This window comes from Streptomyces hazeniae (genome assembly GCF_031845485.1).
Taxonomy (GTDB): Bacteria; Actinomycetota; Actinomycetes; order Streptomycetales; family Streptomycetaceae; genus Streptomyces; species Streptomyces hazeniae.
This window is the reverse complement of record NZ_JAVREQ010000276.1, coordinates 1-255: the sequence shown is the minus strand read 5'-3', so window position 1 is coordinate 255 and position 255 is coordinate 1. Positions and strand designations below refer to the sequence as shown.

General features: G+C 69.8%; 1 protein-coding gene. It reads left to right on the top strand.

What is annotated here, in order from left to right:
- Positions 1–255: methionine adenosyltransferase domain-containing protein (locus tag RM572_RS29680; protein WP_311676423.1), on the top strand; the 255-nt coding region annotated here is incomplete at both ends.

Below are 255 nucleotides of genomic sequence, written 5' to 3'. Positions count from 1 at the left end.
ACCTCGACTCCCTCCTCGCCCCCGACATCCGCGAGTTCGTGGTGGAGCCGGAGCTGAAGCAGCTCGTCGAGGACGGCATCAAGATCGAGACCGAGGGCTACCGGCTGCTGGTGAACCCCACCGGCCGCTTCGAGATCGGCGGCCCGATGGGCGACGCCGGGCTCACCGGCCGCAAGATCATCATCGACACCTACGGCGGCATGGCCCGCCACGGCGGCGGCGCCTTCTCCGGCAAGGACCCGTCCAAGGTCGACC